At 52.5% G+C, this 26,491-nt stretch carries 14 protein-coding genes; 3 read left to right on the top strand and 11 right to left on the bottom strand.

Translation table 11 applies throughout. From position 1 onward, the window contains the following. Positions 1-2 precede the first annotated feature (2 nt). The 7 genes from IEY46_RS02905 to IEY46_RS02875 all read right to left on the bottom strand — a co-directional run bounded on the left by IEY46_RS02905 (position 3) and on the right by IEY46_RS02875 (position 14,901). A complete protein-coding gene (locus tag IEY46_RS02905) occupies positions 3-3,035 on the bottom strand; it encodes an extracellular solute-binding protein (protein ID WP_188988953.1) in 3,033 nt (1,010 codons plus the stop codon). 25 nt (positions 3,036-3,060) lie between these two features. Further along, complete coding sequence (locus tag IEY46_RS02900) at positions 3,061-5,145, bottom strand: glycoside hydrolase family protein (protein WP_188988951.1); 2,085 nt, start codon at positions 5,143-5,145, stop codon at positions 3,061-3,063. A 254-nt stretch (positions 5,146-5,399) separates the two neighbouring features. After that, a complete protein-coding gene (locus IEY46_RS02895; RefSeq protein WP_188988949.1) occupies positions 5,400-7,112 on the bottom strand; it encodes a hypothetical protein in 1,713 nt (570 codons plus the stop codon). Between the two features lie 154 nt (positions 7,113-7,266). Then, the gene (locus IEY46_RS02890; protein WP_188988947.1) at positions 7,267-9,900 is read right to left on the bottom strand and encodes a hypothetical protein; all 2,634 of its coding nucleotides are present in this window, start codon (positions 9,898-9,900) and stop codon (positions 7,267-7,269) included. A gap of 28 nt (positions 9,901-9,928) precedes the next feature. Continuing rightward, positions 9,929-10,405, bottom strand: a complete 477-nt coding sequence (locus IEY46_RS02885) for a hypothetical protein (RefSeq protein WP_188988945.1) — start codon at positions 10,403-10,405, stop codon at positions 9,929-9,931. 84 nt (positions 10,406-10,489) lie between these two features. After that, positions 10,490-13,564, bottom strand: coding sequence for a discoidin domain-containing protein (locus IEY46_RS02880; RefSeq protein WP_188988943.1), 3,075 nt, complete (start codon positions 13,562-13,564; stop codon positions 10,490-10,492). A gap of 134 nt (positions 13,565-13,698) precedes the next feature. Beyond that, the gene (locus IEY46_RS02875; RefSeq protein WP_188988941.1) at positions 13,699-14,901 is read right to left on the bottom strand and encodes a family 43 glycosylhydrolase; all 1,203 of its coding nucleotides are present in this window, start codon (positions 14,899-14,901) and stop codon (positions 13,699-13,701) included. A gap of 262 nt (positions 14,902-15,163) precedes the next feature. On the opposite strand from IEY46_RS02875, the gene IEY46_RS02870 reads away from it, so the two are divergent. Next, on the top strand, positions 15,164-16,270 hold the full coding sequence (locus IEY46_RS02870; protein WP_188988939.1) for a GntR family transcriptional regulator: 1,107 nt from the start codon (positions 15,164-15,166) through the stop codon (positions 16,268-16,270). A gap of 1 nt (position 16,271) precedes the next feature. Here the strand turns inward: IEY46_RS02870 and IEY46_RS02865 are convergent, their stop codons facing one another. The 3 genes from IEY46_RS02865 to IEY46_RS02855 all read right to left on the bottom strand — a co-directional run bounded on the left by IEY46_RS02865 (position 16,272) and on the right by IEY46_RS02855 (position 23,478). Next, positions 16,272-18,194, bottom strand: a complete 1,923-nt coding sequence (locus IEY46_RS02865; RefSeq protein ID WP_188988937.1) for a YhgE/Pip domain-containing protein — start codon at positions 18,192-18,194, stop codon at positions 16,272-16,274. Positions 18,195-18,339: 145 nt separating this feature from the next. Then, positions 18,340-20,361: a Na+/H+ antiporter gene (locus IEY46_RS02860; protein ID WP_188988935.1), complete on the bottom strand. Its 2,022-nt coding sequence runs from the start codon at positions 20,359-20,361 to the stop codon at positions 18,340-18,342. A 213-nt stretch (positions 20,362-20,574) separates the two neighbouring features. Continuing rightward, positions 20,575-23,478, bottom strand: a complete 2,904-nt coding sequence (locus tag IEY46_RS02855; protein WP_188988933.1) for a family 78 glycoside hydrolase catalytic domain — start codon at positions 23,476-23,478, stop codon at positions 20,575-20,577. Positions 23,479-23,675: 197 nt separating this feature from the next. Here IEY46_RS02855 and IEY46_RS02850 point away from each other — a divergent pair, with 197 nt between their 5' ends. Then, positions 23,676-24,566, top strand: a complete 891-nt coding sequence (locus IEY46_RS02850) for an AraC family transcriptional regulator (protein ID WP_188988932.1) — start codon at positions 23,676-23,678, stop codon at positions 24,564-24,566. Positions 24,567-24,626: 60 nt separating this feature from the next. Here the strand turns inward: IEY46_RS02850 and IEY46_RS02845 are convergent, their stop codons facing one another. Continuing rightward, positions 24,627-25,463 (bottom strand): AraC family transcriptional regulator, encoded by an 837-nt coding sequence (locus IEY46_RS02845; RefSeq protein ID WP_188988930.1) that lies wholly within the window; start codon positions 25,461-25,463, stop codon positions 24,627-24,629. A gap of 140 nt (positions 25,464-25,603) precedes the next feature. Here IEY46_RS02845 and IEY46_RS02840 point away from each other — a divergent pair, with 140 nt between their 5' ends. After that, the gene (locus tag IEY46_RS02840; protein WP_188988928.1) at positions 25,604-26,488 is read left to right on the top strand and encodes a phytanoyl-CoA dioxygenase family protein; all 885 of its coding nucleotides are present in this window, start codon (positions 25,604-25,606) and stop codon (positions 26,486-26,488) included. Positions 26,489-26,491 lie beyond the last annotated feature (3 nt).

The following is a 26,491-nucleotide window of genomic DNA, read 5'->3' as shown; positions in this document are numbered from 1 at the left end:
GTTCAAGGCTGATCCTCTCCTTCCGCAAACGCCGCGCTGGCCGTGCCGTCATTTCTTCTTATCATCGTGTTATATTCTTCCCGCTTGCGGGTTAGTTCCTTGTTGATTTCCTTCACGGCATCCTCCAAAGCGATTCGTTCATTGTCGCCAAGCAGCACCGCTTTATTCCACGCGTTGGTAATGTGCCGCTGTGTATAATAGCCACCCAATACGACGGGTTGTTCGCGCAGCCATTTCCACTGCTCCAGAATCGCGTCCAGTTGGTCTCTACTCCAGGCCATGCCCTTGATAGCCTCCACATTGGCGCTGTTCCATCTGGAGCCGACACCGACCATGCTTTCTACCTCCAGGCCGAAACGCTCCTGGGTTTCCTCGGACATCCACCATTTCAGAAGCTCCCAGGACTCTTGCTTGTATTTCGTCGAGCTCATAATCAGACCCGTCTGCGCCGTTGTGCCCAGCAGGGCGCTTACCGCACCCGCTCCGGATGCGCTCCGGTCAATGACACCGTCCTCACGCTCGATTCCGGGAAGCGGTATCATTTTCCAGCGGCCGTTCAGCTCCGGAGCCGAGGTTGACAGCTTCACATAGAAGTCGTAATTCCCGATCCCGATAGGCATTTCACCGTTGCGGAACCGCTGGTAGAAATCAGCCTGCAGGGGCATTTTGTAATTGTTGAACAGATTGGTCCACTCCTTGAATGCGCTGAGCGCTTCAGGAGTATTCAGTTCAGACTTCAAGCCGTCCTTGGAATAGAACGATCCTCCATGCTGAAACAGAAATGGTGTGTAGCCGCCTGGTCCCGCCGGATAGTAGAAGCTCATTCCTTCCTCCTGCAGCCTCGGAAGAAGGGCATACACCTCCTGCCAGGTCTGCGGCGGTTTTGTTCCGATCCGGTTCAGGATATCCTCGCGGTAGAACAGCAGGTTGAAGTCCACCGTTTCCGGAATCGCATATAATCCGCCATTGAAAGCGAGCGGTACCAGCGCTTCCGGGATGAAACGCTGCTTGACTTCGTCCACATCCGGGAAGCTGTTCAGATCGACTACGGCGCCCCGGACGGAGAACTCCACCGGTATGTTCGGCGTTACGCCAAGTGCGACATCAGGCGCCTTGCCCCCTGTATAAGCCAGCAGCAGCAAATGCTCGGAACCCAGCGGAACGGTGTTGATTTCCACCCGAATGCCGGTGCGTGGCGTAAAGTCCTCCAAAATCATGGACTTGATAATATCCGTCCATTCCCGTCCGCGCGCCACCCAGACTTTAAGCACCTTCTCGTCTCCCGCCGCGTCCTGCCCGGCCGAATCCTTGTTGAAGGAGCCTGAGAATTTCACCGCTGTCGCCTCCATATTTTCCAGGAAGGAAGAATAGCCGGACGGATAATCGGTGCCGGGCGGGCTTGCCAGCATATAGTCGAAATAAAGCGGCTGTTCCTTCAGACTCTGCACGGTCGTACCCAGTGCGCCCGACACCGTTCCCACTTCATTAAGCATGTAGGGGATTTCCTCGGTATCGCCTGCCATTTTGTTCAGCATGCTGATTGCAGTCTGAAGCGATTGGCCGTAGGAGGGCATCTTGCCACCATTGGATTCCCTGATCAGGGCATAAGAGCGTTCAAATACGCCCGCCGCGGTATTCAGTCTTTCCACGAGATTCGGGATATACCGCTCCAGATTCCAGTCCTGGTTGCGGTCAGTTGTGATTTTCCCATTTGCATCCTTGGATGAAGCGGTTATCTTCACCACATCCTGGCTCAGTTCAGACAGATTGTCGATGACATTGGTGATATCCTCCGTCACCTGCCGAATGGGACCAAGCGTGCCCTCGACCGTAATGACATGCTTGCCTTGCGTTAAATAAAACTGGTATGGCTCGTTGTTCTCATCCTTGAGAGGCTCGATATACCAGCCCTGTATAGCTGGAAATACATACTCCTGCATTTCCTTGAAAGGGACCTCCCCGTCGATCCTGATCGTCCGGTGGGCAACCTGGTTTTGGATCGGGACTGCATAACGGAAAGCAAATTCGTATAATCCGCTTTCCTGTACGTCAAACTCCCAGGATGCGTTTTGACCGCCCAGCTTCCAGCGGGCACCTCCAAAGACATTGTAGTTTGTCTTTTGTATCGCTTTGGGCTCGGAGTGGGGATCGTCATTCCATTCCGCGCGAAGCGATAATTCCGAAGCTTCCAGTGGAATCTCGGTCTGGAATTTAAGCGGTGCGCCTTCCGCCTTCTTGTAGCCCTTCAAAAGATATCCGGCAGCTATTTCCTCATAGCCGGCTAGGACAACCGGTTTATGCAATACAATGGACGAGACCGCCATCGGCTCGCGCACATCGATAAGGCGAATCGCATGTTTTCCTTTTTCGAAATAAAACCGGTAAGCCTCATTGTAAAATTTCTCGGGATGCTCCATCGGCTTTATACGCCACTTCCTAATTTCGTTCTGCAGGGAGCGGATCTGATTGCCCTGGCTGTCGTATTTTTCACCGTCCTGTTCCTGCCAGTAGCGCTGGAAGGAGAATCTGGAGGCTTCCTTGAAGGGGCGCTTCCCGTCAATCATCAGCGCCCTCTCGGCACTAGATTTCTTCCCGTCAAGGGGGAGATAACCCATATCGATCTGATACATGGCCGACTCGGGGGCTTCGAACTCCCACTCGACCCAACTGTCCAGCCCATCCGTCACCACGGCCTGTTTGCCTTCTATCGTCTGCTTCTCCACCTTGCCTGAGCTTTGGGCAATATGTCCGATATCAAGGGAAACATCGGCCCCTTCATAATCCGGGTATCCCTTCTTCAAACCGTCAGCCAGCACTCTGCCATACGTTCTTTCGTTCTCGTTACGGGATGCAAACACCGGTTCATGCAGCGTGTCCGCGCTGGCAGGACTCCGGAATTGCTTTCCGCCTTTCGACGGGAGATTCATGATCAGCAGGGAAGCCGCCAGAATAACGGCGACCGAGCTGATCATCAGGATTCGTTTAAGCCGGATATTGATTGTTCGTTCGGCAGCAGCTTTTATCGGTATCGCCATCTGTAACCCTCCAATAATGCGTGAATCATGAATGAATGGTTAGCGGACTATTCCTGGCCAGCAGGGCAATAAGGTTGACCGCTATCGTATCCGGCAGAATCGCCATGCCCCCGTAATTTCCTGTGACCGAGTTGTGGGTATCGGCAAAACAATCGTCCAGCAGCCCCTGCCGGTAAATATCTCTAGTAGCAGGCAGGTTGTGGGGCTGCCAGTTTTCCAGCTTATGGTCGATCATCCACCTGAGTGCGGCATTGGTGATGCCCTCCTGATATCGCCGCCAGTCTACATCCTTGTCTATCTCTGCCCAGTCGATGCCCTGGCTCCAGGAATCGGCGAATATGCCGAGCACCTCCCACTGGACATGGTCCCTCACCCAATTGGCAAAATACCAGTCGCTTGAACAGAAGCAGGGTTTCGTATTGTAAAGCATAGGCGTGTTGTCCGGCTGCCAAAGATGGGTGAAGGGAAGGATCGAACGGATCCAATAGACCGCTTTGCTCAAATAGCGTTCATCCCCAAAGGCGCGGTATGCCTTGTAATACGCGATGGCCGCATGCCCGCCGGCCAGCAGGTTTGGACTGTGGAGGGGGGTCTCCCAGAAATCCCCCCCTTCGGGCCGCGTCATTCCCATGCAATAGTCAAGGGCGCGGACGGCGCCTTCCCTGAAACGCTCATCGGAGGTTTCTTCCCAGAGTGAAATCAGTTCCAGCGTCGGCAGCATACTCATGTCAAGCGCCGTATCGCCTGCGAGTCCCATCGGCTCGACGAACTCACGGGCCACTACAAAATCGTCCTTCCGGTAATGCCTGCCTTCCGGGTCAAAAGGAAATGCGCCTCTCGCCAATTGATAGGTCAGCAGCTTCAGCCCCCGCTCTGTCAACTTCGCGATAACAGCATTCACCGCATCCACCGAACCTGCCGTTTCCTGCCGCCCGGCTGATTCTGCTGCTAGCTCCCTGCTTGCGGCCATACACCAATCGCGCTTGCGGTTCAACTCCCGCCATAGATCGGAATCCTGCTCGGCCATCCTGAGGTAATCCTCCAGAAATCGCGGAAGGCGCGGAGCATACGAGTCCGGATGCTGGGGAGATCCGAAGCCTTCTCCTTCCCGCCAGAAGCGGGTACTGTAAGCGTTCGCGATCCGGTCAAGCGCTTCCGCATACGGCCATCTCGGAGCCGGGGACTCCGGCATCCCCTTGCGTTTAATCCAATCCGTGATCCCGTCCAGGCTGTTTCCTTCTACGACAAAAATCTCGGCGTCCCACTCGATCGGCTGATCCGGATGAAGCTCCAGGGGCGGATCCGCCAGAATGGCATTCTCATGGTCGTCGGATTCGATATCCGGTACCATAAGACCCATTAGATGGTTATTCCGGCGGTCAATGAAATTCGGCGAAGCAAATACTGGCTGTGGCCTGTGGCTGCGGTAGTTGAACCATTGCGTAGCCCGCTGCCGCGGATTCCAGCTTAATCCCACCGCCGTGCCTTCATGGCTGACGACCATGGCGGGAATCGCCACTTTGTTCGGATGTGGAGCATAACGCAGCGCCCAGGGATCCTTGAACCAATCCGTTCCGCTGGACCATTCCTCTTTCTCAAGCCACTCAATTCCAGGGAAAATCGCATCCGTCTTGTTGCTGCCGAACCCATCTGCGCCAATTTTCAGCCATGGGCCTCTCACATACCGGACAAACAGGTTGAATTTCGATTTCAACCGGTACTGCAGTTTCAGGCAGGATTCGTTCGCTGGAAGCGTCAGTACGACCTCCCCCTCAAGCAAATGCTCCTTGAACGGATATTGAATCCAGCTGTCGAAGGAGGTTCCTTTGAGCTTCTGCTGGACAATCATGGATTTGACCGGGAAAACGAGGGTTACCCCGTCCGCATCATCCCGCCGCTCAAATGTATCCGCTTCCATTCTCATCGGAATTTCCTGATCGCGGAGCATAACCTCCCCAAAATGATCCAGGACCCCCAAATACTTGCCCTCATGTGTGAAAAGCTCCGCCCAGCCCCAGCCTGTTAACCGTTTATGCAGATCCACCCTGATGAATTCATTGCTGAGGGTAAGCGACTCTCCCGAATAACCGGCTTGAAGATAGTTTGGCATAGCTGCAATCAGCTCCTTTTAACGATTAAGTGCGTTCATTTTTAAGAGTAAATATAATATTTACTTTTCAGTGATCCGTAGCGGGTTCCAAGCAACCATTTATTAAAACGTTTTTATACGAAAGTGTGTTTGGCGTATTCCTTTTTCGGTACGTTTGATTATGTTCATGCCGCTAAGCGGAGCAGAACACTGCAAGCACCCTTGTTGCATTGTATGAGCTTCCGCCCCGTTTCAATCCTGTCCAGTCAAATCAGTCAGGCGTCATTTTTTAGCGTGTATCTGTAATTAAAGCGGCCGTCAGGGGCAGTATCTCCATTGATGTAGAAATCTAGAATATCGCCTCTGCAGAGCGTATTATCAGCCCATTTGAACTCCACTTCCACAGTGCTTCCGGCAAGCCCCAGTGCTGCCCTGGGTATCGCGAGCATATAGCGGCTGCCCTCTATCCTATGCGAGATTTCCGTTAAAGGCTGCCAGTTCCAGCCGCCAATGCACGATTCCAGCCATGTTTTGTCCTCTGTGCAGGGTAAGCGGTTAACGATGTAATGGTAGCCTTCCCATGCAGGCCGGTCACTGGCGGCAATGCTCAGCATCAGCCACATCCAGTCATCCGCTCCCGGCGGCGTGAGCTCCTCGTTGGTTGTAGCAAGAAAATATAGAAACTCGCTGTCGTGCGCCACCTTCATCGTCACCAGATCGTTGCGTCCCGTTTCATTCACATACCTGCCGGCATTCCCCCAACCGTCATGGTTGCGGTGGACGGCATCTCCGGCATCATCCCGGTACTCCACGCCCTCATGCTCCCATTGGCTGAAATCCCCCCGCAGGTCAATGGTGGCAACCGGAGCTGAAATGTCTTTGCGGCGCACTCCTTTGAAGCGGCGGATATAGGCTACCAGCTGGTAATAATAGCTGTCCCCAAAACCTCCTTTCATCGGTTCAATGTCGCGGCTGTTCTCCAGATCGAATTGATCCACGAACATGACCGGATGTCTTACATTGTTGAATTCCTCGAACCGCATGGCAATCCATTCATTCCAGCCTGTGACGAATATAAAAGACGGATCCAGCTCAAGCGCGCGTTCCCACTGCTCGGCAAAATTCAAACCGTAAGGAACATCATGCTCGATATTCTCGGATTGCTGTCCCCGGCGATAGCTTCTTCCCCGTGCACCCGGCTCGCTGAGCGCGCCTAATCTGCCCTCAACCGCATTCTGGGCAACGCCGACAGATACCTGCTCCAGTTCCCCTGCGCTGTTGTAATAAGCATGCTGCGGATAAATTTCCAGCCAAGACCATTGGTCCGGACCTGACGGACCGACGAAATATGAAGGCTCCGGCTTACGGAAGGTGAAGAATTCCCGGTGTTTCTCATGAACCTTCTCCGGATCCGCCAGGATCAGTGGTTTTCCCTGCCACGGAAACCACAGATCGGCATGCAGTCCAGGACCGTACAGATCCTCATAAAGCTCGCTCACTACTTTGCCCGGATCCCAGAACGGCGTCAGAAACGCGACCTGTGGCGTTCTTGCGCCTTCCTGCCGCATCTGGGTGTAAACGCCAAGCAGCGTCATATAGCTTTTTTTGTAGGTAGACTGATTGGTCACATCGAATATCACGGTATCCACGCCCGCATTGGCAAGCATCTGCGCATGCTGGCGGATTACCCAGCGGTCATCGGCCAGATAGTACCCAAGCAGCGGCTCTCCCCAATGGTGAAACTTGCCGAGAGGCCCCCAAGCAGGATGATTGCTGTCATAAATCGCCTCAGGGTGAGCGTTGAGAATTTCAGTAATGCCGAATGGCCCATCCGTACCATGCTCTCCCTGCCATATAAAATAAAACATGCCCACAAACTTGCCTTCCCGGGGTTGCCCGACTTCCTCATATCCGGGGAGCCTTCGCCCAAGGGCATCCGTAGCAGACCATGTATCACTCTCATTGTCATAAAGTTTAGGGTCAGTCATTATAAACCCTCCAATTAAAAGGTAATTTTATAATATAATCCCAATTATAAAAAACGTTTTATGATTCGGGAGAGCCAGGGCATCTATACGCACCTTCGCAGGCCCGAATGACCCACATAAGCTCTCCCGTCTCGATGAGCAATAATAGGAATCTCTAACGTTGTTCCACTTTATAACGGTAATTGAATCTGTCGTTCGGTGCGCTGTCCCCGCTTACCGTAAATTCTACAATGTCATCGTCTTTCTGCCTGTTGTCCACCCATTTGAATTCCAGTTCAAAGGTGTCCCGGCTCGTTAATCCAAGTTTGGCGCGCGGTATGGCAATCTCCATCTCGTTGCCGTTCACTTTATATTCGGCATTCCCATCGTTCTGCCAATTCCAGGCTCCGGATGTTTTCCTGATCGTTGTCTGATGGTTGTTCACCACAGATGCATTCACCAGAACATCGTATCCGTTCCATCCGTTTGTGCCATTCCCGTCTGTATTGATGAACAGATTCATCCAGCTTGTGTCCGTATATGGAGTAATAGGGTCATGAGTCTGCACATAGAAGTACACATTGTCGTTGTCCCTGGCCATCTTGGAAAGAATAATATCATTGCGGCCAGTCGTATTGGTATAGACGCCTGCATTGGCTGTGCCCGGGTGATTGCGGTGCGCCGTATCTCCAATATCATCCTTATATTCAGGGCTTACATGCTTCCAGTCGTTAAAATTTCCGTCGATTTTGATTTTCTGCTTCTTGCTTGCGGGCTCCAGGGTCTGAGCTCCCTTGAACTTGCGGATATAATCCGCCATTTGATAATAAAAGCTGTCCGCATGCCCGCCTTTCATCGGCTCGATATCACGGCTGAATTCCTGCGTGAACTGGTCCACGAAGCTTACAGGGGCCTTCACATTATTGAATTCATCGAAACGCATGGCGATCCATTCATTCCAGCCGGTAATAAAGATAAACTCGGGGTCCTCGGCGAGCGCCCGCTCCCACTGCTCCGCCGCGTTCAACCCGCTCGCTGTTGGATAAGGCTCAGCCGGTTGGCTCTCATTATGATAGCTGCGGCCCTGAGCTCCAGGATCGCTGAGTGAGCCAAGCTTTCCATTGACCGCATTCTGGGCGACGCCCACCACCATCTGCTCCTTGTTACCGTCAGAATCCAGGAATACATGCTGGGGAGCATCCTCCAGCCAGCCCCACTGATTCGGACCGGTCGGACCGACAAAATAATCAGGCTGAGGTTTACGGAAAGTAAAGAATGATGACTGCTCCGCTCCTACCAAAGCCGGGTCGGCGAGAATAAGCGGCTTACCCTCCCATTGAAACCATAAATCCGAATACAGCCCTTTGCCGTACAGATCGTTATACAATTCTTTCACGACCTTGGATGGGTCGCCAAACGGCGTTAGAAACGCAACCTGCGGTGTTCTGCCTCCTTCATTTCGTATTTCCGTGAATACTCGCAGCAGGGTCATGTAATTTTCTTTATAAGTGAATTGGTTAGTGACATCGAAAATAATCGTGTCTACGTCCGCATCGCTCAGCATCTGGGCATGCTTGCGGATGACATACTCATCATCGGAACGATAATAGCCAAACAATGGCTCCGCCCAGTAATGGAAATCATGCAGCGGTCCCCACAGCGGACTATTCTTGTCATTCATTGCATTGGGATCCTGGGCCAAAATTTCAGTAATATTGAACGGCCCCCTCGTGTCGTGGTACCCCAGCCAGAGGAAATAGAACAACCCGACGAATTTATCCTTACGAGGTGGTCCCACCTGCTCGGATGTCGATACCGTGCGGCCCAGAGCATCTGTAGCAGCCCACGTATCGCTTTTGGTATCCCACTTCGTCAGTTGGTTTCCATTGACCGTCATATAGCTGAGCGCAAGATCTTTTCCCTGCACTATAGAACCATTCAGATAGGCATCGCCCCCGGCATAAGCCTCCTTGCCGTAGCCGAATGTCACAGGCACTGCGCCCTCATTGACCAGCTCGATATAATACGTTCCGGCCGGCATGGTTCCCGTCTGCAGCCTCGCTTCCTTCTTATCGAATACGAGCGGTGTACTGCTGATCAGTTGGCCGCCCCGGCCGCCGTAATATATAGACGCCTTGACCTTTGCGTTCTCGATGGCCTTGGCGGGGAGACTAAATATCAGCTGGTTATAGCTCCCATCCGTGCTGAAAGTCTGGCCAAGTACCGCAGGAGCATCACGGAAAATGGAGAGAACACGCTCCTTGTCCACCAGCAGCTGTCCATTGTCGTAAGCAGATCCCAGCATATAGCTAACATTCTGCGTCAGCCAGCCGACATTTCCTGTCGGATCGGTTATTTCCGCGTAATACCGCCCTTCTTCCTGGGCCGGAACAAGGATGCGGTTGACTCCATCCACCGCATTCGACACCTGCCCGGAGAACAGGAGAGTACCGCTGGGGCCATCCTTATAGAGCTTAAAGGTAAAGCCTGAAGCTCCGCTTCCCGAGCCCGGTGTTGTAAGACCTACACTTGTAAAAGGGGTGACGGCCAAAAAATCCTGACCGAGCGTGGAACCGGGCGCCAAGTTCTGGGACTGGCTGCCGGGCTGTGCTTTCACGAGCGGAGTCTCCACTGGTACAAGCCCCTGCACCAGATCGACGGGGTCTTTGACTTTACCCGCAATGCTGATTGCGGTAGGCGGCAATTGGCGAGCCGCCTCCTCATCATCTGCAGCAAGCGAGAACTGCGGGACAACGATGGCTGCGAGCATCAGTGCGGCTATCGGCAGGTTGAGCCACTTTTTTTTCATCATCATACCTCCTTTGTTTATCCCTGGGCTAAGGCTCAAGTGAAATGATAAGTTCACGATCGTTTCCGATCACAGGCTTGCCGTTCGAATAAGCCGTTCCCCTTTCGTAAACATCTCCTCTCGTCCACCAGCCGATCTGCCCCGCTGGTTGGCTGATTTCCGCGTAATAGCGCCCGATGCCCTGCTCCGGAATCTGGAACTCCGACTTGTTGTCCGCAGCATTCGTAACGTCCTGCGTAAAAACAACTTCGCCGCTGGGTCCATGCTTGCGCAGCGTAAATGTGAATCCTGACGTCGTCGTCGACCAGGTCGGCAGCGGCAGCAGTAGCGAATTAAACGCTTGCGTGGCTATAAAATCCTGACCGAGTGTTGCCTGCTCCTCAAGCTTGACAGGCGTATGGTCTTCGCCCGGCTCGACAATGGCTTGATTTGTCTGGGCATAAACAACTCCTGCCATTCCCATCAGCAGCAGCGTGCATGCTGCGAGCTTCAGAAAAATCCTCATTTCCCTACCTCCATTCGTTTAGCTGTTGCAATCAGGTGAAACCGGGAAGCGGAATTCTTCCGCCTCCCGGACCTGCGTCCTTGATCAGCGTGTCTTCTCGGCAAATACATAATTGAATCGGCCGTTCGGCGCTGTATCGCCGTTGATATTAAACTCGGAGACATCGCCTTGTGACTGCATGTTGTCGTTCCATTTGAACTCCAGCCGCAGCGGTACAGAGGTGTCGCTAACTCCCAGAGCCGTTCTCGGGATCGCCAGCTCCATTTCCCTCCCGCTTGCGCGGTATGCAACGGAGTTCGATACATTGGACCAGTTCCAACCGCCTGCGCTTGTTACTTTGTCGAGGTTGGTTGCCGTACCGTTCACGACTGAACGGTTGACGACAAAGTTATAACCCTCCCAGTTGCTAAGCGCAGCATTCGTCTTGATGAACAACCTCATCCAGCCAGATCCCGTATAAGCGGTGATATTATCTTTCGTTTTTACGTAGAAGTAGACGTAATCGGCATCCCGGGCTATCTTCGCCGATTGGATATCATTGCGTCCAGTCGTATTGGTATACGTTCCTGCCGTCCCCCAGCCCGCATGATTGCGCTGAGCTGCATCGCCGATATCATCGCGGTATTCATCCTGAACATCCTTCCAGTCCGCAAAATTCCCGTCGATCGCAATCGTCTTCAGAGGCCCGCTGCTCTGCGGCCGCCTGATGCCTTTGTATTTGCGGATATAATCCGTCAGCTGATAATAATAGCTGTCGGTGTAACCGCCTTTCATCGGTTCGATATCGCGGCTGAATTCCTGATTGAAAGCATCGTAGAAAATATTGGGCGCCGTGTAGCTTCCTATCGTGTCGAAGCGCTGGGCAACCCATTCATTCCAGCCGGTGACGAAAATAAAATTAGGATCGTTCTCCAGCGCCCTTCCCCATTGTTCGGCAAAATTATAACCGTACTCTGTCGGATATGGAGCTGACGGCAGGCTGCCGTTATGGAAGCTTCTTCCCATGGCGCCATTCTGGCTCATCGGTCCCAGCTGCCATCCGCCGCTGCCATTCGGAACAGCATTCTGCGCGACGCCGACGGTCATTTCCTCTTTGGCGGTTGTGGTGCTGGAGAAATTATGCTGAGGGAAGGTCTCCAGCCAGCCCCACTGATTCGCGCTTGTCGGGCCGGTGAAATAGCTGGGCTGATTGCCGCGGTAAGTGAAGAAATTCCGTTGGGTCGTGTTCGTAATTTGACTGGCGTCCGCCATAATCAGCGGCTTGCCTTCCCATCGGAACCATAGATCGGAATAGAGCCCCGGACCATAAAGATCGGTATACAGCTCATTGACCACCGCAACCGGACTTCCGAAAGGAACAAGGAACATGACCTGCGGCGTTTTCCCTCCGTTATTACGTACCTCCGTGAAGGCCTGCAGGAGCGCCATATAATTGTCCTTGTACGTATAGCCGTTCGTGACATCGAAGATAAGCGTATCAACGCCGGCATCGGCCAGCTGCTGGGCATGTTTCTTCAGCACATAAGTATCATCGGATAAATAATAGCCTAACTGGGACTCGCCCCAATGGTGGAATGAGCCGTAAGCGCCCCATGGCGGGCTTGCGCTGTTGTTCATGGCGTTCGTGTTATTGTTGATAATCTTGGTGATGTCATAAGGTCCGCCGGTTCCATGCTGGCCCAGCCACAGGAAGTAGAACATCCCGACATATTTGCCCTGACGGCTCGAATTGAAATCCGAATAGCTCTGAACGGTTCTGCCCAAATGATCGGTAGCCGCCCAGGTATCGCTGTAAGTATCCCATCTGTAGCCCGAAGCTTCTGCCAGCTGGAAATAATACGCCGTACCCGAATCATCAGCCGATAAGGCGGTGGCGACCACTCTCAGCGCCTTCGCACTGACAGGTTCGAAGCTGAAGGTCTGCCGCTTCGACCCTGGATTGGGATAAGAACTGTACGATTGCCCGGGAATATCCGCAAATGTTGTTCCATCCGCACTGTACTGCAGCTTGAAGGCTGTCGGAAAGCCGTATCCATAGCCCCGCGGAGACAGTACAAGCTTGTTGAACAACTGCTTGCCGGGGTATTGGAGCGTGAAGCTTTCCGTAAATGCGGCAGACGCATGATTTACACTCGACCACATAGTAGCCCGGTTCTTGTCGGACAAGTAGCTTCCCGGCCATCCCGTTATGGAAGAGGACACGGCAACCGAGCTGGTTGTTTCCGCATCCGTCTCGGGACTGTCCAGCATCACCTGCATTTCGGATAATTGCAGGTAATAGCTTGCGCTGTCGCTGCCAAGCTGTGTTGCGTAGAGACGGATATAACGCGCATTCACCGGCGCGGCAAATGGAATCGTGATCGGATTATTGTTTCCGGGGTTCGTATAATTGGTAAACACGCCGCCCGGCGTATCCGACCACGATGATCCATTACTGCTATACTGAATTTTAAAATTCTTCGGGAAGCCGTAACCATTCAATCGCGGATAAATCACGACCTGGTCAATATTGGGCTTGGCGCTGCCCAAATCAAGAGCGAGCCATTCTGTATGATTGGCATCCGCGTAACCGGTGCTAGAGTAAAAGGTGTGGGGAGAAAGATCGCCATCGATGGCGAGGTTGGCATTGTGCAGCCCTGTGACTGAGGATGCGGAGGCTTGATAATACTGATCTGCCTTTACTTCGGCGAACTGCAGGTAATAGCCGCCGCCGTTATCGGTTCCCAGCTTGGTTGCATTTATGCGAAGATAACGGGCATTAACGGTGCTCTGGAAGGGAATGACGACCTCTTTGCCCCCCGGATTGGAATAGTTGACAAAGCTTGCTCCCGGCACATTGCTCCAGGTGGCGGCATCGTCACTGTACTGGATCTTGAAATCGACCGGGAAGCCATACCCGACCGGCCGGGCCGTCAGGCGGATATCGGACAGGGAATACTGTTTCTGCCCCAGATCCAGTTGAAGCCACTCCGTGTGGTTGCCGTCCGTGTAGCCGTTACTGGAATAAAAGGTAGCGGCGTTTCCATCAATCGCGTTCGCTGCAACGAATGAAGCAGTAACCGAAGACGCGGTGGCGATGCTGATCGGAGTTGCATTCCCCACAGCGGGAATCAGCATGCCAAGCAAGAGCAAAACCAGTCCAACACGAACAATCCTCATGATCAAACCTCCATATCCTATCGCTTATTGAAGCGCACTGAAAAAGGAGTTCTCAATCTTCATGATTCCACTTCGGACTCACACCTAGCTGCTTTATTCTTTTGGTTATCCTCCTCCTGACTTGCGCCTATGATCTAACGCTTTATTGTAAGCGCATCCTTCAGAGCCGTAAAAAAATCATACTCTGCCGCTTTGATGGGCTCCAGCCGGAATGCGGGATTACCGTCGTCTGGCCAATACATACGGAAAAATTCTATAAAATGAAAATGGTTCGGATCATGCGAGATCGCTGTCATCAGCCATTGTCCATCGTCATCCTGCAGAAACTCGCTTGCTGAGACACCTTTGCGCAAAATATAGGTTTCTTCGGGGCAGTCCGCGAATCCCCCATCCGGGCGGTCAGATACCGCCACTACCGTGCCGTCCGCATAACTTGTATAGAACATATAATATTGACCGCTGCGCTCGACAACAAACGGGGATTCCGGCGGGGTAGATTTGCTGCCGGCCAAAACCACATAGCCGCAGTCCTCCCAGCGGATAAGATCATTCGAGCGGGATATTCCCACACAATATTGCTGTTCGTCTTTCAAAAAACCGGTGTAGTAGCAAAAAAAGCCTTCCGTGGTTTGTAAAACGAAGGGGTCGCGGCAGTTGGAAAACTCGGCTGGGTTCCAATGTCCCCAGGAGCCCGGCCTGATCAGAGGCTCCTCCGATACCCGTTCCCACCGGGACAGATCGGTGGAGCAAGCTGCATTAACCGCCTGGCAGGCATTTTCATTGACTCCTGTGTAGAACATCCAGTATTTTTCCTGGAAGGTAATGACATGCGGAGCCCAGACATGGGTATTCTCCCAGGTCCCTGGCCTTGTGGGCAGCACCGGCTCCAGAACATCCCAGTGGATAAGATCCCTGCTTACCGCATGGCCAAAGTTGCTCATCGGAAGCTCCTGCCACATCGAGCAGGCTTCCAGACGGATATAAATCAGGTGGTAGACACCATCAACCTTGAAGAAGGCATGATCGACGCAAAGACCGTCAATTTCGGCAAAACGCCCGTTCCAGATATTCTCATTCGCAAATAAATGCGCAAGCCAGACTTTGCTCTGCTGCACCCTGCTTTCTTGCGAGGTGTACTCTTCATGATTGACCGGAATCAGACCGGCTTCAAAATCGAGGGTTTTGGCATGCAATTTGTTGATGTAGCTCAACCCCCGCATCCAATCCCGCAGAAGGGGGTCCCGGACATGCTCAAACCGGCTCTTAATCAGTCTCGCAAGCTCCCGCTGCTGACGGGCAATTTCCACCAGAAGATCCTTCTCTTCACTTATGCTCATCTTTAGGTTCACCATCCTATAGAGAATGAAGTGCGTTAACGGATTAAGGGTGCACAGCGTCTTGGTGGTATATAAAATAAGAGGGAGAATTAGAAATGGAAGGGAATGTAAGCGCTTAACCAAGATTATATTATAAACCTAAATTGATGTATATAGACTTATTAAATTTTATACAGTGGGATTAAGTTTATTTTTTAAATGTTGTATTCATTTTAATTTATATAGTAACCTAGAGCTATTAGAACGCAGGGGTTGAGGGTGAATGAAGGAAAATACGCTGTATAAAGTGGTATACGACAAGATCAAACTGCAGATCGAATCCGGCGATTTGCAAGCCAACGATCCCATCCCCACACAAATAGAACTGGCCAAAATTTACGAGGTCAGCGAAGTCACCGTGAAACGGGCGCTGAAAGAGCTATCGGCCGAAGGTCTGATTGTGCGGTACCGCAAAAAAGGAACTTTTGTCAACGACCAGCGGCAGAGCGGCATCACTCCAACCTTTTTAACCGTACATAAGGTATATTTGGTTCATTTCACTAATCATCAGTCCCTGATGCATCCATTCTGGTTCGATATGATCAAAGGAATCTCCGAAACTTGCAGGCAGCATGACGTATCGTTCCAGTTATGGGATGCAAGCGTCTCCTACGAGCTTCCGGAGGAAGACCATACTGCTTTTATCCTGATCTCCAACAGAATCAACGTAGAAGCCTTTGAGCGCTGGAAAGCAGAGAACCGCAGGATGATCAATATCCATATGTCCTTTCCGCATCTCAATATCCCTTATATTATCGTGGACAACTATACAGGAGGGTATCTGGCTACACAGCATTTGCTTGCCCTGAACCACCGCAGGATCGGGATTATCTTGACTAAAGACGTGCAGGGCAGCCTCAACCAGGAGTTTTCCTTCCGGCTGCAGGGTTATAATCTGGCTTTGTCCCAATACCGGATTGAATCCGACCCTTCGCTTATCGTCGAGGTTTCCGGGGTTATGGAACTGGAGGAAATGGGATATGAAGGCTGCCTCAAGCTGCTGGAGCTCGCAGACAGGCCAACGGCCATTTTCGCAACCAGCGACCATAAAGCATATGGCGCCATACGCGCCATCAAGGAGCATGGACTCCGGGTGCCGGAAGATATCAGCGTCATCGGATATGATGATCTGCCTATCAGCCAGCATATGAGGCCGGGTCTTACTACCGTGCATCAAAATCCTGAAAAGCTGGGCGCGCGGGCAACCGAGATGGTGCTTTTTGAATGGACCGGCCTTGATGGGAAAGGGATCCTCAAAGATGAAATTGTTCCTGATCTGATTATCAGGAGCAGCACAACCGCGCGGGCGCCTCAGGAAGCGGCCGAATAGTTCAAGCTGCCGGCTGCAGAGGCCTTCCTCCCCTGCTGTACAAGGTAAGCAGAATAATCGTAAGCAACAGCGAGGCGCCGCCGAATAGTAGCAGGATCAACGAATCCTCGCGGAGCAAATTGTAATCTCCGGTGGAAATAATACTGCGGAATCCGTCCACGGTATAGGACACTGGAAGAACGGCATGGATACGCTGCAATGGCTGGGGCACCAGCTCAACGGGGAATGTACCCGAGGTGGCGGTCAGTTGAAGTACGAGCAGAATAACCGCCACGAATCTTCCCACATTGTCCCCTGCAACAACGAGCAGTTGGATCAGCGCCATGAACACGAGGCTTGCCAATAGGCCGAAACCCACAAAGTAGAGCATGTTCTGGGGGTGCAGTCCCACAGCCCGGGTAATAATCAGGCTGACCAGAAGAACTTGGACGATGGACACCAGCGCCAAAAAACTGTATTTGGTTACCGCCCACATGAAACCTGAAGGCGGGGAGGAAGCTGGCGACCGCATAGGAAAAACGGTACTCAGCAAAAGCGCTCCCACGTAAAGACTGATCGATAAAAAAAACGGCGCCATTCCGGTCCCGTAATTAGGCAGCTTATTGAACGACTCCTCCTTCAGGCGGACGGGGTTCGCCATCATCTCATAGAGCGATTGCGAAGCATGGAGCTTGCTTAATTGATCCGCTCCCTGGGATAAGGAATCGCTTAATTGCCTGCTGCCCGCCGTAAGCCTGGCTTCTCCCTGGGATAGCTTCTCCAGTCCTCCGATCAGCCCGTCCCACCCTTCCCGGACCTGATGAATACCGGCGGACACCGTCTGCGATGCCTTTCCCAGCTGCGAGGCCCCTTTGGAAAGCTCCTTCAGTTTGCCGCTGAGCCCGGCGATGCCTGATCTGATTTGTCCCTGTTTCGCGCCAAGATTGGCAATACCCGCATTCAGGTCTGTTATTCCTTTCAACAAGGGTTCAAGTCCCTCCGTTGTTTGTGCCGCTGCGGCATTCAGCTTGATCATACTCTCCTCTTCGGCCAGATCGGGATGACTTTCCGCAAACTGCTTCAGTAGATCGTTTACGGAACGCACGCCTCCCGCAAGTTCTCCGGCTGCCTGCCCGAGCTGCTTACTTCCCGCTTCTGCCGCCGCTAACCCTTTACCGAGTGCTTCCATTGACGCTGCTGCATCGGCAGCTCCTTTCGCGAGAGCCGCTGATCCGGAGGACAGCTTCGCCGCCGCAGCTTTCAGGCTGGCCCCGCCTTCATCCAGCTTCCTCAAGGCATCCTGCCGGCCTTTGATTCCAACCAGCAGCTCTGCAGTGCCTGACGACAGCTCCTGCAGCCCGTCATGCAGATCCGCTGCGCCACCGCTTGCTTTCTGCAAGCCGTCCTTCAGCTGCGCAAGCTCAAGGAATAAAGCAGCCGCATAGTTTTCGCTAAGCTGATTCGAAAGCTTCTGGCGGATTTCCTCCACGCCGGATTGGCCGATTTTGGATACGGAATAGTTAAGTCCTTCATTCGTGACGACATGAAGCTCGAGCGGGGTAGGCTGGTTCGCGGTAAGCGTCGTTGCCCGCCTGGAGAAGTCCTCGGGGATCATGATGCTGAAATAATATTCATGGCTGCCCAGTCCTTGCTCCGCCAGTGCGCGGCTGACGAAAGCCCATGCGAAGGAATGATCCTTCTTGAGCTCTTCCGTCAGATCATTTCCGATCGCATAGGTTTTACCCTCATATTCGACCGGCCGGTCCTCATTGACGACGGCAACCGGAATTTTTTCAATATGGGCATACGGATCCCAGAACGCCCACAGATACATTCCGCTGTAGAGCACGGGGATACACATAACACCAAAAAGCGACACGCAGAGCATTGGCGACCTGAGGACGGATTTCCATTCCGAGACGAACCAGGCAAAACTGCTTTTCATAGGATTGATTCTCCTTTATAAGGCTGCAATCCTAACTATTATTCACAAGCTTTGTTTCTCTTATTACGAGTTTGCATCGAAAATGGCGCGGTCTGTGTAATTATGCATCGCATGCCTATTTCATTTCGTTCAGGCGTAAGGATTTTCAGCCGATTTCCTCCTCTTCAAATGCCGAAGCTTCCCGAAAATTGCTGAACAACCGTAATTTATTAGCCATGCCGTAGGTGATTTCACCTTTCTCATAGAGAGATTGAATTTCGTCGCGTTCGGTTTGAATGGCCATAATGTGAATCCCTTTTACATCGAGATCCGCTTTATGCGATTTCTTCCGTCCTTGCATCCCGCTGTTCAAACGCTCAATCATCTCATGGTAGTGGGAAACAACCGTGAGTGCCGCCGATTTGTTGCTATTATCCATTATTTTCTCAATTGCGGCAGCTGCTGCCTCGGCAGCTTGCTTCTTGATTTCTCTTAGCACCTTGATATCTTTCTCACTCATCTCTTCTTTTTTGCTGCCCATCAGCTTCCGGATAACCTTGCGCAACACCAGAATCGTCAGTACAGCCGCATATTTCAGCCTGTTTGTGAGCAGCAGCTCTGTCTGCTTAAGTTGAAACTGGATACGCCGAACGGCAGTAGGGCTGATTTCGCCACGCTCGAACAGCTTCTCAACAGCTTGTCGTTCGGCATCCAGCGCAAGTAAATGGAGCTTTTTGGTCATTTTACGGAAATCGGCTCCTTCTTTTGTGCTCGCCCCTTCCGTACGGATATGCAGAAGCTGTCTGCGATAATCAGCGATGACCGTCAGTGCCGCCGCTTTATTATCCTCCTGAATGTGATCCTTGATCGCTCTGACGGCCGCATTCATAATTTGAATTTTGGCATGCTTCAAGCGATCCTCCTGGCTCTTCTGACCTTCTAGTTTCGGCGATTTCTCCATGGGAATCAGCGGCAAAATAAAGCTTGCCACAATCAGCGTGAACAAGATGACGCCCGCACTTAAAAATATAATGAGCGACCGCTCGGGAAAGAGCGACCCATCGTCCAGATAAAGCGGAATCGAGAAGGCGCCTGCCAGCGTAATTGCACCGCGGACACCGGAAAGCGAGGTCAGAACAGCGGATTTGAACCTTGGGCTTTTCTTCTCCTTGTTGCGTTCCAGTGCACTGAATAGATAGACCCAAAGAAAACGAAGTACAATCAAGGTCAGGGAAATGACCACGATATAGCTCAGTACCTGTCCATTATTGAAGGCGTTATTCTCAAAGATCGCAGCAAGGACGCTCGGAATCTGCAGCCCGAGGATCACAAAAACCAGACCGTTAAGAATAAACAGGATGACTGACCAGGTACCGGCTGAAACAAACTGCAGCTTCATCGTCAGCGATTCCGAACGGTCTCTCTCGATGGCGTGAACGATCCCTCCTGCCACGACCGCCAGCACTCCCGACAGATGAAGTTCCTCGGCAATCAGAAAAATCGCAAAAGGAGTGAGGATCTGAATGAGCATATGCATCGTAATGTCCTCAATTCCGAAGCGGCGCAGAAATACCCGGAACCAGATGATCAGGAAGGCTGCTGCCGCACCGCATATCAAGCCGCCAACCGAGATCAACACAAAACTGACCGTTGCTTCCGCCAGCGAGAACGAGCCTGTAACCATGGCGGCGATGGCAAATTTGAAAGCAACCAGGCCTGAAGCGTCATTCATTAGCGCTTCACCCTCCAGAAGCCTCATAATATCCTTGGGCAGCTTGATCCGTCCGGAAATCGCACTTACTGAAACGGCGTCCGTCGGAGATAAAATAGCTGCAAGCGCATAAGCAGCCGGCATCGGTATGGAAGGGATCATCCAATGAATAACATGCCCGCCTACCAGCATCGTAGCAAAAACCAGCCCGAGAGCAAGCAGCAGGATCGGCGCGCGCATATTCCACAGCTCGTCGCGCGGGACCCGTTTGCCGTCATTGAACAACAGCGGTGCGACGAACAACACGAAGAACAATTCCGGGCTCAGCGGGATGTCGAACCCGAACGGAATGCCGGCGACAATCATGCCCAGTGCAATCTGGATCAACGGAACAGGGATGAAGAAGACAAGCCGGTTAATCATATTGGATAAGGCGATCAGAGCCAGCAGAAACAATACAATCAGAAAAATCTCCATTTGAAAATCGTCCTTCCTCACCTGTAGCCTAACCGTAGTAGCATTCTACCCTCTATCCCAATTTAAACAAAAACAGCTTGTAATAAGCTGTAGAATGCCTATTATTTAATCGGGCAGGCCTGCTATGCTAGACAAAAAAAACCGGCCGCAAATCATGGCCGGGATTTCTTGAGCTTGCTTTGGAGCTCGATCTATGAACTAGATGTTTACCAATCAAACGTGTGCTACCGAAACGTTCTCTTTAGTTTTTACAATATGGACTTCGCCTGTCAGCCCCTCCGGAATGACAATATCCAACTCGACTTCTTCCGGTGCGGTAACATCAAGCTTGAGGATGCTTCTTTCCACGCGCCATTCCACCTCAATCCGTCCACCCTGCGGCAGAGGAACCTTGCCTTTGGCCCAGGTGAGACCGCAAGGCTGAGGCGCAATCGCTGCGCGGCGCCAGCCGTCTTCCACTCGTTTGACGCCGAGTATGCTTTCCCCGAGGAAATAACCGGGAGCGGCCGACCAGGCATGGCAATGACTGCGCGTCAGCATATCGGCCGAAGCGCGGTTCTCGGCAAAGTTAGGATACATTTCCCAACAGGTCGTTGCATCATGCTCGATCATCTGGCCGTAATTGGTGCGGATATCCTCCAGCATCAGTTCATAATGACCCGCCTGTGACAGTGCTTCGTAATAGAAGAAGGACATGAACGGACTGCCGATTTGAACGAAGGATTTGGGCGGCTGCACGAGATACGCGGCAACCTTTTCCTTGCGCGCCCCTTCAGCGATATGGCATAAATTGGCGACGACTTGTGTCTGCATGCTGAAGATGTCAGAGCGTCTGCCGTCCGGATGGATGCAGTCCAGATATGCCTCCTGCTGTTCATCCCAAAGCCGGTTGTTGATGGCCGCATGCAGCGAGTCCGCAGCATCCTGGAACAAGCCCTTTGCTTCGCCGGCAGCTGCCGCGAGCTCATCGGCTTTGCGCAGCGTTTTGTATAAGAACATATTCTGATGGGTCACAATGCCGTCGTCCGGCTGATCCATCGGAGCCCAATCCAGCAGATTCCAGCCTTTGATATTAAGCAATCCGGAATCATCGATATGGGTCAAATAATGCTCCAGCGTATGGCGGACTGCCGGCCAGATTTCTGCGGCGTAGACTTTGTCCCCCGTATGCTCGACATATTCCGCGCATGCGATCGCCCAGAAGAAGGTCCAGTTCGGAATGACGCTGTTCCAGGCGCTTGGGACCTGATCAAGATAGAGTGGCGTGATATCGGCAGAACCGGGAACCAGATTCAAACAGCGTTTGACGATATCAAGGCTTCCGTATACATAGAAATTCACCAGTGCCTCATTGCGGCTGTCCCCAACCCAGAAGACCTGCTCGTAGGCGGGGCAATCCACGAAGGTATCTTCCATGCATAAGCGCGTCGTATGACGGCTGATTTCCCAAATTTGATTCAGCAGCGGGTCGGAGCTTTGGAAAGCGCCCGCTTCCGTTACCGGGTAGTTGCTCTGATTAACATAGACATCGTACAGCTTGACCGGTTTGGAAGCGCCTCTTACGGTTAGAATCAGGTGGCGGAACCCGCGGCGTACCGGAGACAAATATTGTTGCCTGCCTTCGCGGCAAATGTAACGGATGGTGTTGTCCAGACCATAGGTATGCTGACGGTATTCGCCGTTCATATATTCAAGTCCATACAAATCAATGATGGTCCCTGCTTCCGCCTCTACCTCAAAGCCGATAAAGCCCGACCATTCCTTGCCGAAGTCGATGACCAGCTCGCTGTCGTAGCCTTCTGCGGATACAGGGATCAAAGCCGGCTCCGGCGAAGCGATTATACCCTGCTCCATCTGCGTCGTCACATTAGCGCGAATAGCTTCCGTACGCCACATGTTGGCACCAAGCACATCCTGCTCGTTATAATACGCAGCGGAGAGAGGTTGGACCCATTCCTTAAAGGCTTCAAGCTCTTGTGCGTTCTTGATTCCGGCAGCAGCCAGATACTTCTGCTCGGTAAGGTTCAAGCTGCGCACGCCTTTATAGGTGACATTTACGACCGTATCGAAAGGACCCACCATGGCAAAAGGCGTTGCGCCGGCAGCGTCGCCACCGACGGGATAACGAAGCTCAAAAGCTTCCTCGCTGTCGACAGCAATATGATAGCTGCCACCATGATCGCTTGCCGAAATATCGACCAACAGCAGATGCTCGCCCGCGTCAAGCTGCAGATCGCTGAATCTTTCCGGAAGCGTGCCATACCAGTCTGCGCAGCGCTTGCCATCCACAAACACATTTTCCGTGCGCAGCCCGCCGGCAAACCCAAGTGTAACCTTGGCGCTTTGCTTCAGGACCAGCAGGGTTGCCAGATAACCGCTGTAGGCCGTATTGTCGGCATGCGTCTTCGTGCCAGGCACAAAGGCTGCGCGAAGATCGAATGCTCCTGTCCAGGCGGGCGTTTTGACCCATTGGAAGGATTCGATCCGGGACGGCATCATTTTCTCTTCCGTCAGAAACGGAATGTCGCGCGGCACTAGCTTCTTCCAGGGGCCGCTTCCCACAGCCCCGATGGAATGGACGGGTTGCCAGGCGGAGTCGTCATAGCCGTCCCGGTTCCAATTCTCATCCCAGTTGCGGGCATCGTAAATATCGGCGAATCCTTGTTGGCATGCCATCCGCGGCGAGCTTGGATCGTGCGCTTCCAGACGCGAGGTTTTCCATGACTCATCGGTAGCCACAAGCAGAGTACCTGTACTTCCGTCTGCCTGTTTGCTGCTGAGTTCGGCGATCAGGCCGCCCCGACCCAGGATATAATAGAAATTGGCCACGCCAAAATGCATGACAAGCACGGCAATCGTATTGGGCTGACCGGCCTTCAGCAGATGGCCGACCTCATACGTATCATAGAATTGTTCTTTCGCCCATGAGCGGACAGGTCCTCTGCCAACCTGGGAACCATTTATATACAGAACATACCGGGAGTCGGCACTGATGCGCAGCTGGGTCTCACCGGGATTATCCGATACCTCAAACGTACGGCGGAAGCAGCGCCACTCATTGCGCGGGCTTTCTTCTTCGCCTCCCCAGATCCACTGGGCAGTCCATTCCTTGCTCATTCTTCTCCCAACCTTTCTTCATTCAGATCTAGGCATCAATCTTTCCTATCCTATCGTCCATTGTAAGTCATTGCATCAGAATAAATACGGTTGTTCCTGACAGATATAAGGGGGTATAATGACATCATATAAGGACGATTGCGGAATATACGGATGGAGTCCAAGTCTTTGTCCGTAAGGGGAGGAATGACAAGCAGATGGTGCAGACACCAGTTGATGTGACGACGTGGAATTTATTTGACGAGGATGCCCTGCCTTTCTTTTTCAATCGCGTGAACGAGTCGTTCCGCCTGCAGCTGCACCGGCATGATTTCATGGAGCTCGCTTATATTGACGAGGGCTCGGGCTTTCATTATGTCGAGAACGACGTGATGCAAGTCGCCAAAAACGACTTGTTCATCCTTCCTATCGGCGTATCCCATGTATTTCGTCCGACCAGCTCCAAGCCGAACCATCCGCTCATCGTCTATAACTGCATCTTTAAGCCGGAGCGGCTGTCCGAGGAATTTGCCGCTTTTCCGGGAATGGCTTCGCTGTCCGAAGCTCTTGCACTGCTGCAGATCCAGCCAGGCAGGAGCGCCCTCTGGCATAGGCTGAAGGATCATGACGGCCAGATCGGCGCCTGGTTCCAGCTGGCCTACCGCGAGTATACGCAGCGCAAGCCTGGCTTTATCGTCCGGCTGTACAGCTTGTTTCTGGAGCTTGCCGTCCTGCTGGAGCGTCATTTGCAAGGTGTGGTCAAAACGGCCGACTCCCTCCAGGAGGCTAATGATTCCCTCGATACGGCCGTAGAGTATATCGATCTTCATTTTACCGAGCCCATCACAGCAGGACATTTGGCAGAAGCCTGCAGAATGAGCGAGCGGCATTTCCACCGACTGTTCAAAAGCCGGCTTGGCTGCACCTTTACAAGCTATGTCCAGACCAAACGGATCGAGAAAAGCTGCGGCCTGCTGGCTCATACGAGATTGAGCGTTCAGGAAATCGTCCAGCAGGTCGGCTATCAGGACATGAAATATTTTCTGGCTATTTTCAAGAAAAAAACGGGGTTCACCCCGCGGGACTACAGACGGCTGAACACCTTATAGCCGCATAATCAGGGCTGCTGCCGTTCCCGTTTGACACCCCAGTGCTCTTTTATACCGGAATCAGTTTTTCCAATGTTTTCTGCGATGATGCAGCGGCGCCTCGCCCGCCTTTCGTTTAAAAAAACTGGAGAAATGAAAGGTATCCTTAAAGCCCAGCAGCAGAGCAATATGCTCAACGGGCATATCCGTTTCACGAAGCAGCTGCTTGCCTTTGGACAGCCGCAGGTCCATCACATATTCATAAGGTGCAATTCCCGTGGCGGCCTTGAACAGCTTGGAGAAATAACTGCGCTCCAGCCCAACATATGCAGCGACATCATGAACTTGAATGTTTTTGTCATAATGCTGTTCAATGAAGTTCTGGGCCTGAATAATATAATTTCCCCCATGCCCCTTCCTTCCGGAATGACTTTCCCGTTTCGCCCCAAAACAAATCTCGGCCAGCATGCTGTTTAGGCAGCCGGTATAAAAAAGCTCGTCTCTGCGTTCATCCCCGCTCTCGTGGCCGAACAGCTCGCCAAATAGTCGGTGGAGCCGCTGCGGCTCCGCATGCAGGATAATGGGATGCTCGATATCAATACCCGCCTCCGCCAGGAAGACGTGGACGAGCTTGCCGCCAAATCCGAACCACAAATACTCCCATGGCTCCCGGTCATCAGCCCGGTACATCGTCAGCTCATTGGGGAACAACACAAAAGCCTGACCCGCCTGAAGCGGATAATCCCTGTTCCTTACCCGGTACAGGCCCTTCCCGCTCATGACCAGCACATACAAATAATGATCCCGCATGGCCGGTCCATAAAGATGCTCCGGGGGGCAGGATTGACTGCCATAATAATTCAAATACAGGTCATTCATATGCCTGGGTACAGTGTAATGATCAATAGTCGGAAGCATGCGGCCATCGCTCCTGTCTGTGGCGGCTAATTGGACCCGCTATTTTCTCTTATAACACAGATATACAAATAGATCCAACATTCAAACATGGGAAACCGACATCGGGATTTGTTATCGTAAAAACAAAGGAGATGATTGTATTGAAGATTGCTATGGGACCCCATCAGTTGGAAATGGATGGCCCCTTCCTGACGGCGCTTCGTGAATCGAATGATATCTGCGGTGATGCCGAGGCTCTGCAGGCAAGGATGGAGGAAGACGGCTATCTGTTTATTCGGGGCTTTCATGACCGGGACAAAGTATTGCAAGCCCGGTCTGAAATTTTGGAGCAGTTGCACGCTAGCGGCAAGCTCGCAATCGGCTCCCGGCCGGAGCAGGGGCTCATCGGCCCGGACAACAAAGGCGCCTTCTGGGGTGGTGTAAACACCGACAAGCCGGCATTTCTTGAGGTCGTCAATTCGCCCAAGGTGATGGAATTCTTCTCGACCTTTCTCGGGGGAGAGGTTTCCACCTACGACTACAAATGGCTCCGCGCAGTTGCTAATGGCGAATCGACCGGAGCGCATTACGATATCGTCTATATGGGCAGAGGAACGCCCAATCTTTACACGCTATGGACGCCAATTGGCGATACGCCCGTTGAAATGGGAACGCTCGCCATTCTGCTTGGCTCTCATCAATGGGAGCATGTCCGCAGAACGTATGGTCAGATGGATGTCGACCGCGATCATACGGAAGGCTGGTTCTCCAATGATCCGCTGGAGGTCATTGAGAAATACGGCGGACGCTGGGCGACAAGTGATTTCCAGGCTGGGGATGCGATTCTGTTCGGCATGTTCACGATGCACAGCTCCACTGTCAATGTGACCGATCATATCCGCATCAGCTGCGATACCCGATACCAGCTGACCAGCGAGCCGATCGACCAGCGCTGGGTGGGGCGAAAACCAAAAGCACATGAGAACATAACCAATAAACCCCTCAAAAAAATCACCGAGGCCAAAAAGGAATGGGGACTGGCTTAGCGC

The organism is Paenibacillus nasutitermitis (assembly GCF_014641075.1).
GTDB classification, from domain to species: Bacteria; Bacillota; Bacilli; order Paenibacillales; family Paenibacillaceae; genus Paenibacillus_Z; species Paenibacillus_Z nasutitermitis.
The sequence above is the reverse complement of the archived record's forward strand: the minus strand, read 5'-3'. Positions and strand labels throughout refer to the sequence as shown.

What these genes read in the sequence shown, in the direction of transcription:
- IEY46_RS02875 (WP_188988941.1), bottom strand. Translation starts at nt 14,901, where the DNA reads ATGAGCATAAGTGAAGAGAAGGATCTTCTGGTGGAAATTGCCCGTCAG.
- IEY46_RS02850 (WP_188988932.1), top strand. Translation starts at nt 23,676, where the DNA reads ATGGTGCAGACACCAGTTGATGTGACGACGTGGAATTTATTTGACGAG.
- IEY46_RS02890 (WP_188988947.1), bottom strand. Translation starts at nt 9,900, where the DNA reads ATGAAAAAAAAGTGGCTCAACCTGCCGATAGCCGCACTGATGCTCGCA.
- IEY46_RS02845 (WP_188988930.1), bottom strand. Translation starts at nt 25,463, where the DNA reads ATGCTTCCGACTATTGATCATTACACTGTACCCAGGCATATGAATGAC.
- IEY46_RS02855 (WP_188988933.1), bottom strand. Translation starts at nt 23,478, where the DNA reads ATGAGCAAGGAATGGACTGCCCAGTGGATCTGGGGAGGCGAAGAAGAA.
- IEY46_RS02885 (WP_188988945.1), bottom strand. Translation starts at nt 10,405, where the DNA reads ATGAGGATTTTTCTGAAGCTCGCAGCATGCACGCTGCTGCTGATGGGA.
- IEY46_RS02865 (WP_188988937.1), bottom strand. Translation starts at nt 18,194, where the DNA reads ATGAAAAGCAGTTTTGCCTGGTTCGTCTCGGAATGGAAATCCGTCCTC.
- IEY46_RS02900 (WP_188988951.1), bottom strand. Translation starts at nt 5,145, where the DNA reads ATGCCAAACTATCTTCAAGCCGGTTATTCGGGAGAGTCGCTTACCCTC.
- IEY46_RS02860 (WP_188988935.1), bottom strand. Translation starts at nt 20,361, where the DNA reads ATGGAGATTTTTCTGATTGTATTGTTTCTGCTGGCTCTGATCGCCTTA.
- IEY46_RS02870 (WP_188988939.1), top strand. Translation starts at nt 15,164, where the DNA reads ATGAAGGAAAATACGCTGTATAAAGTGGTATACGACAAGATCAAACTG.
- IEY46_RS02880 (WP_188988943.1), bottom strand. Translation starts at nt 13,564, where the DNA reads ATGAGGATTGTTCGTGTTGGACTGGTTTTGCTCTTGCTTGGCATGCTG.
- IEY46_RS02905 (WP_188988953.1), bottom strand. Translation starts at nt 3,035, where the DNA reads ATGGCGATACCGATAAAAGCTGCTGCCGAACGAACAATCAATATCCGG.
- IEY46_RS02895 (WP_188988949.1), bottom strand. Translation starts at nt 7,112, where the DNA reads ATGACTGACCCTAAACTTTATGACAATGAGAGTGATACATGGTCTGCT.